Genomic DNA, 7,040 nt, shown 5'->3' with positions numbered 1-7,040 from the left:
AGATACAAATAGCCAGTTTCGGCGGTGAAGGTTTGGGCGAAAGTTATAATTGGAAAAATTATGGGGAGGAGAAGAATTATTTTTTTCATATATTTAAATACTATTTTCTGTTGATTAGTAAATTTTAATACCTGTAAAACTCGTAAAACCATAATTTGTGGAAATTGAACCAAGCAGACCAACGCTTATGAGATGCTCATTTATCTGTATAAATGAAACAGTTACGATGTCAGACTGATTGAGTTTAAGGTAGGTTTCAGCATCATAGAATAAAGCGTAAGAAGAATTTGTTTTGAAGGTGAATGTTTTCTGGTCTTTCTTTACACTGTTCACATAAAAAGCTATTGTTCCAATTCCTTCATTGATAGATGGGTCTGAATTGACAAATTTTGCAATTACAGCGGTTGATTTAAAGTGATACAGTCCGCTTGAAGGTACAGTAAAAACACCCGTTATTGGATTAAAATTATCGCCACCATCGTCAAATCGTTGTTGAAAACCACTCAGAAAACCCTCTGTGTAGTTTGGAAACCCTTGAGAGGTATTTAAATGACTACTGAAACCAATTTTTCTTTCTTCCCACGCAGGGGTAGCATTTCCTCTTGAAACCAAAATCATTCCATCAGCACCAACACTTTCGCCTTGTGCTTGAAGTGGACCTGTGAGTTTGATACCGTTTTGTGCAATTAATTTCTGATTGACTGTAACCATACCATTATTGCCATTGATATTTATCCTTGGGGCATCGCCCGTATATAGGTTCAAATCATAGTAATTTTTTGAACCAATTTCAAAAGTTGAATTAATGGCTTGTAAATAACCATTCATATTGATGCCATCATAAAATGTTGCATACGGCCAAGTTCCTTGAAAACGAGCCACTTCGCCATTTTTATTGATATGGAGTGGAATACTTGAATTAATACCCGTACCAATTCCGATGCTGTTTGGAAGAGTTTGTACTTGTGCAATACTACACAGCCCCACAAAGGCAAAAAAGAGAGATAAAATGATTCTTTTCATGGGTTTATTTTTGAATTTTGATGTCGATGTCATAATATGAAACTTTTGTAATTGGATTAATGCCCGTACCTGTGATTCGGAATAAACCTTGCTTGCCATCGGCGGTGATGAACGCAAATACATGTTGGTTATCAATGCCTTTGTCGAAATCTTCGATTACCGCTACGCCATTTTCGTAGTCAGAATCTTTTTTGAGCTTGTTTTGGAGTAAGCTCGCAATGCCAGCCGAATTTTGTACATTATAGAAATCAATGTTGGTGATTTTTAGCTTGAATGCTTTATCGGAGCCATTCGAGATTTGAATCATTCCTGTGTTCCAGATGTTCCATGAAATTGATTTGAGATAATCATTCAAAGAACCAACTCCGCACGAAATTCCGCAGGTTTTTAAGAAACCAAACGTACAAATAGCACTCTGAATGATGTCATAATATGCCACGCCATCAATGGCTCGATTGCTTTTGGCTTCGGCAAAAGTGTAGGTTTTACCCGCATCAAAATCAATCACGTTTTTAATATCGCTTTGGTTTTGGCGAGAACCCACTTCGAGCCTTACACCCTGAAAATAACTAATATCAGATGCCACAGGCAGCGTGCTGAACGAAGCTAAACTTTGAGCCCATTTGGCCGACTCCGCAAAGGCAATGTCGCCCGTTAGGCTGACATCATAAATGCAGTGGCTCAGATATGGCTCACGGTTGATACCAGCTTGTCGGCAGCGACTTTCGGCTTGTTGAAGTGCCGTGAGGCTAAAAGCAAATTCCTGATACGGAAACTTCACATCGGTGTAGTTTGTGGTAGATTTTCCGCTTTCATACGTAAAAATTGATTCGTTTTGCTTGATTCTCCACGCATCGGCGTAGGCAGGGTATAGACCCTTGAACGATTTATCGGTCAGCAGTTTTCCATCGGCCAAAGTCAGGTCGTTATTTCGATTACCGTCAAAATTTCCGAGAATTCCTTTTAATTTTGTCTTGCGGTCGGGGTTCAGAAAAACCAAATAATCTATTCGGTTTTTGTATCTGATAATCACTTCATCTTTTGTGGGCGAAAGTAGCCTGATTTCTTCACTGTTTTTCGTGACCAACGTATTGTCCGAAAGGCGTTTAGATGCAAAAGCATCGCTTTGATTCTCGCCATTAATCAGTAATTTAAAAGGATTAGAGAAAACATTTATCACATCTTTTTCAAATCTTACTGCAATACCTGTATTAATAGTAGCACGTTTTTCGGTAGCGTTCATAGGTTCTTGACGAACCTGAATCAAAAACTTGTCGGTCGTGCTTTGCACAGCCGTAAATTCGCCATGTCCCATAAAATCATAATCGTAGCCATCGTGGGTAGTTATGTGCGGGTCGCCTTGTCCGCTACCCACGCCATCGAGTAGGTCACGGGTTTGAAGTTGGTCGTTACACTCACACGCCTTTCGAGTGAGCCAAGTATTTGCCACGGTTTGCCCGCAGCTCGATAATGCCTGACCTGTTTCACTAACAATATTTGAAAAACAACTTTGTTCGGCTCCGCCCGCCTCGGGACATTGAATGGCAGGGCGATTATTTTGCAAGTTATCAATCAATTTTTTTGTTTCGCTACACGCATCAAGGGCTGTTCGACCTGCCGTAAAGGTGGCTATTATTCCCAATTCGGGAGCAGCCAAAAGTGCTGTGCCTGCCGTGATACAACCCGCAATGTTTTGTGCAATGTATGCACCTGCGGCAATTCCACCGATGGTTTTATCACACACTAAAATACCCTGTACTCGTCCACTTTTGGTATAATCAATGCCATTGGCAAAGTAGGTTTTGGCTTTTTGAGCCAGTTCGAGATTGCCTTCGTACATTGTTTCTCCTTTTTTTGAGGTAACTTCTTTACCGTCAGCCTTTTTTTTGACGATAATATCAAATTTTGTTCCTTGATAATTGCTAAATTCAATGATAAAACCATTGGATGTTTCGGCTTTTGAAGGCAAAAAATCGGCATTGAAGTCATACTTTATCCAAGCATTGTTGGTGGTGTTTACCAAAATCAATTTTTCGAGATTGGTCATTTCTCCACTCGTGTTTTTTTTGCCTGCGGCTATCACTTGCAGTTTTTTGTCTTCGTAAGATGCCACATAACCAACCGCAATGTTGGGGTTGGTTATGATGGCTTGTTGGGCAGCAGTCAATGAAGCAGGCTCACTCAGTTTGAAGGTTGGATTAGTGGTATTTCCACCGCTCGGGATAGTGTCTTTTGAGCAAGAAAGAAGTAAAAATATAGATAAATAAGAAATTATTTTTTTCATCGTAGTAAATCCAGTATTGGAGGCATCGATTTAAAACACTTTGTATCCTGAAATTGTCCTATTCCCATTATACCCACCACTGATATTGAGGGTACTACCAGAGACCTGCAAGAATGTAAAATATACAATATCGTTGCTTTGTAAAGCCATTTGAAAAGTACATTCTAAATTTTCTGAATAGTTATTACCAGAATTTACCCTTAGAATTTTGTTAATTTGCTCCCTTTGTACGAAATTCTTATAAGCTCTTATTACAGCAGGTACACCATTATAAGAAGCTGATGAAGGATATTGAATCTTTACGGTAAAACTGTAAAGACCATCAGAAGGTGCAGTAAACTCTCCAGTCGAATTATCAAAATTATTGCTAAAATCATATCTCTCTACTAAGCCTGATAATATTACATCGGTGTTATTAGGTATTGATAAACCATTACTTAAGTAAGAATCAAAACCAACTTTTCTATTCTCCCAAGCAGGTGGGTTTGCCGAACCTTTTGAAACCAAAATCATTCCATCGGTACCACTATTTCCTCCAGCAGCCTGCAATGAACCACCTAAAAGCTGAATACCGTTATTGAATGTAACTTTCCCAGTCGAGCCACTAATATTCATTCGTTGGGTATCACTTGTATAGAAATCCATGTCGTAGTTGTTTTTTGTGCCTATTTCGAATCTGAGCCCAATAGCTTGTAGATAACCATTCATATTCAGGCCATCGTATAACGAAACATAAGGCGAAGCTCCTTGAAATCGAGCTATTTCGCCATTTTTATTAATATGAAGTGGAATACTCGAATTAATGCCTGTGCCAATGCCGATAGAGTTCGGAAGGGTTTGTACTTGTGCGATAAGAGATTGCGTGAAAAACAAAAAGAATAGGATTTTTTTCATGGGTATAAGAATTTTAAGATTTGCCCAAAACTCTTAAAACCAAAACACAACCACAAGCTACAATGAGTAACTGGTGGCTGCGAGTTGATAACTTGTATGAAATGGCAGAAAATTGGTAAGCCTTATTTCGGAATCGTGAGGATAATTTTTGTACCGATTGGCTGATTTTTTGAGTCGAACTTGTCCATTATTTGGCAGTGAATGTCCCAACCATGAATTTTGTTGAGGAGTTTCAAGCGTTCTTCGTTGATTTTCAGGCCCATTGATTGATGTCCGTCTGAATTGCTTTTTAGTTCGGTGGCACGTTTTCTGCCGATTCCATCATCATCAATCAGAATTTCTATGTTTTCTTCCAAATCTCTTACGATGAGTTGTAAAGTGCCTTTTTCTTTCTTGTTGGTTAAGCCGTGCTTGATGGCGTTTTCTATATAGGGTTGGAGAAGCAATGCTGGAATCATAATGTTTTCAGTATCAATTTCGGGCGAAATCTCAAAAATGAAGTTGAATTTTTTCTGAAAACGTAGCTGCTCGAGTTTTGTATAAAGCAAAATCGTATCAAGTTCTTCTTTGAGCGTCACTACTTGCTCCTTTGATTTTTGCAGAATCGAACGAATGAGTGTCGAGAAATCGGTCAGATAATCGGCAGCTTCATCGGTTTTGTTTTTGATGATGTAACTCTTGATAGAATTAAGGCTATTGAACAAAAAATGCGGATTTATCTGCAAACGAAGTGTGTTGAGTTCTGACAAAGAAACGGCCTGTTCCAAATCGTTTTTCTGATGAATAACTTCGGTAGCTTTATAGGCCAAACCCATCGAGAAAAACAAAATTTCGAGCAAAATACAGGCATTAAAATACACATTTGGGTAGTGGTCGAGCAAATCGGAGCTTTGCGGAACCCAGTTCATCCAACTCGAAATAAACCCAAAAATGCCCCCCAAAAGCAAAAAAGTGCTACCAATTTTGATATAAAAAGCCAGTTTGGTTTTGATTTGATAGACATAAAACAGCATCAACGCCCCCAAAACTGATAAAAAAACTTGTGTGAAAATACTGAGATAAACCTCCCAGTCGTATCGCTGTAAAATGAGTGTAAAAAGTACCTCCAGAGCAATCAGAATGCCTATGCTTTTGAGTAAAAAATTATTCGTTTTACCGATGCGTGGGTGTGAGTGCGTAGAGGCCAAAAACTCGCCGATAAACAAAAAATAACAAAACTGTGCCACCAACACATAGAAGTTTTGTCGGAGAGAAATCAGTAGCAAAGAAGAATATTTTAGCAGAAAGAAGCCGTAAGAGGAGTGTTCAAAGCCCCAAGCTACAAAAGCCGACATGGCAAAAAGGTAAAGCGAATAATACAAAATATAGCGTTGTCGGTTGAGCAAATATTGCAGGAATGTAAATAAAGCCAAAAACAATAAAATTCCGAGAAGAGCATAATTGCTGCCAATTGCAAAACGGTTGTCGTAAAGGTCGCTTTCTTTCTTTTTTGCTTCCCATTCATAAGTAACCACCGTCGGCTGAATTCGTATTTTTTTCATCGAAAATCGACTGATTTCAACATAAAAATCATACGTGGCTTTGGGTGGAATAATGATTGGTAAATATTGTCCATCAAACCTAAAAGGACGTTGTTGGTCGGGCAATAGTTTATCATTACTTGCTTGATTTACAAGTTTCTGATTATCAAATATATAGACGCTGGTTCGAAAGCTACTTCCTGCCGAAAAAAGGGCTTTTAAAGTGTCGGTTTTTGAAAAATTTCTTAGCTGAAATCGAAGCCAAACATTGGCTTTATATCTTGAAGTATGATTAAAATCGGGTAGCCTATTGAAGCCTTGAAATTGACTTTTTCTAATATCATCAATCGTTTTTTGTTTGGTCAAATCCAGTAAAAAAAGCGTTTGTTCTGATAAATCAATGATTTCTTTTCGCTGAAAACTGCTGTCAATTTCAATCGTTTTTTGAGCGAGTAGAGGCAAGTAAAAGCCCCAAAGTAGTAGTATGAAAATGCTTTTTTTCATGCACCAAATTTTACCATGCTCATCAATTTGGTTTTGTTGGCTCTCGAAACCTGCAAGGTTGTTCCATCATTCAAAATCACCGAGCCTGTATCGCCCTTGATGTACTTTCTGACATGCTCGAGATTCACCAAATACGAATTATGGATTCGAGCAAAAGTCGAGTCATTCAAGATGCCTTCAAACTCTTTGAGGGTTTTCGAAATCATAATTTTCTCTTGGTTTTGTAGCACGATTGTGGTGTAATTGCCATCAGCTTTAGCGTAGGTAATCTGCTGCATATTCACAAATTCCAGCCCTTCAAAAGTCGGAATGGCCACTTGCTGCCTTTTTTGTAAATCTTTTTGCATATTGGCCAGCAAAAGAGCAATGTTTTGCTTCATATTGATGTTTTTTTGCTTGCTTCTTATCTTTTCGGTGGCTCGCAAAAGGCTTTCTTTGGTGGTGGGTTTTACCAAATAATCAACGGCACAAAAATCAAATGCTTTAAGGGCAAAATTATCGTAGGCGGTTACAAAAACCACATCAAAGTCAATATTCGAGACTTGTTTCAGCAAATCGAAACCATTGAGAAGGGGCATCGAAATATCCAAAAAGAGGGCATCAAAAGTATTTTGATTAATAAAATTTACGGCCTCAATCGGATTATCGAACTTTTGTAGAATCTGAAAATCGGGGCAGAAACGCTTCAATTCTGCTTCCAGAATATCCAAACACTCGGTTTCGTCATCTACTAAAATTACAGAAATCATTGCTTTTAGAAATAGGTTTTAATCCAAATTTATTGTTTTTTCCTATCTAAAGCAATTGATTATTGG

5 protein-coding genes are annotated in these 7,040 nt (G+C 38.3%); all 5 read right to left on the bottom strand.

The genetic code is table 11. The features are described 5' to 3' along the window. Positions 1-114 precede the first annotated feature (114 nt). Positions 115-1,023: a hypothetical protein gene (locus ACOVO2_RS19565; protein WP_421771596.1), complete on the bottom strand. Its 909-nt coding sequence runs from the start codon at positions 1,021-1,023 to the stop codon at positions 115-117. Between the two features lie 4 nt (positions 1,024-1,027). Further along, the gene (locus tag ACOVO2_RS19560; protein ID WP_421771595.1) at positions 1,028-3,307 is read right to left on the bottom strand and encodes a VWD domain-containing protein; all 2,280 of its coding nucleotides are present in this window, start codon (positions 3,305-3,307) and stop codon (positions 1,028-1,030) included. 30 nt (positions 3,308-3,337) lie between these two features. Then, positions 3,338-4,201 carry a C1q-like domain-containing protein gene (locus tag ACOVO2_RS19555; RefSeq protein ID WP_421771594.1) on the bottom strand — a complete coding sequence of 288 codons (864 nt, stop codon included), beginning with the start codon at positions 4,199-4,201 and terminating at the stop codon, positions 3,338-3,340. Positions 4,202-4,323: 122 nt separating this feature from the next. After that, positions 4,324-6,225, bottom strand: coding sequence for a histidine kinase (locus ACOVO2_RS19550; protein WP_421771593.1), 1,902 nt, complete (start codon positions 6,223-6,225; stop codon positions 4,324-4,326). After that, on the bottom strand, positions 6,222-6,974 hold the full coding sequence (locus ACOVO2_RS19545; protein ID WP_421771592.1) for a LytR/AlgR family response regulator transcription factor: 753 nt from the start codon (positions 6,972-6,974) through the stop codon (positions 6,222-6,224). The genes ACOVO2_RS19550 and ACOVO2_RS19545 overlap by 4 nt, the downstream gene beginning before the upstream one ends. Between the last annotated feature and the right edge of the window lie 66 nt (positions 6,975-7,040).

This window comes from Emticicia sp., assembly GCF_049241225.1.
Classification (GTDB): Bacteria; Bacteroidota; Bacteroidia; order Cytophagales; family Spirosomataceae; genus Emticicia.
This window is presented reverse-complemented; position numbering and strand designations above follow the sequence as displayed.

Excerpts from the sequence above, each read along its gene's own strand:
- ACOVO2_RS19565 (WP_421771596.1), bottom strand. The coding sequence starts at position 1,023 with ATGAAAAGAATCATTTTATCTCTCTTTTTTGCCTTTGTGGGGCTGTGT.
- ACOVO2_RS19560 (WP_421771595.1), bottom strand. The coding sequence starts at position 3,307 with ATGAAAAAAATAATTTCTTATTTATCTATATTTTTACTTCTTTCTTGC.
- ACOVO2_RS19555 (WP_421771594.1), bottom strand. The coding sequence starts at position 4,201 with ATGAAAAAAATCCTATTCTTTTTGTTTTTCACGCAATCTCTTATCGCA.
- ACOVO2_RS19550 (WP_421771593.1), bottom strand. The coding sequence starts at position 6,225 with ATGAAAAAAAGCATTTTCATACTACTACTTTGGGGCTTTTACTTGCCT.
- ACOVO2_RS19545 (WP_421771592.1), bottom strand. The coding sequence starts at position 6,974 with ATGATTTCTGTAATTTTAGTAGATGACGAAACCGAGTGTTTGGATATT.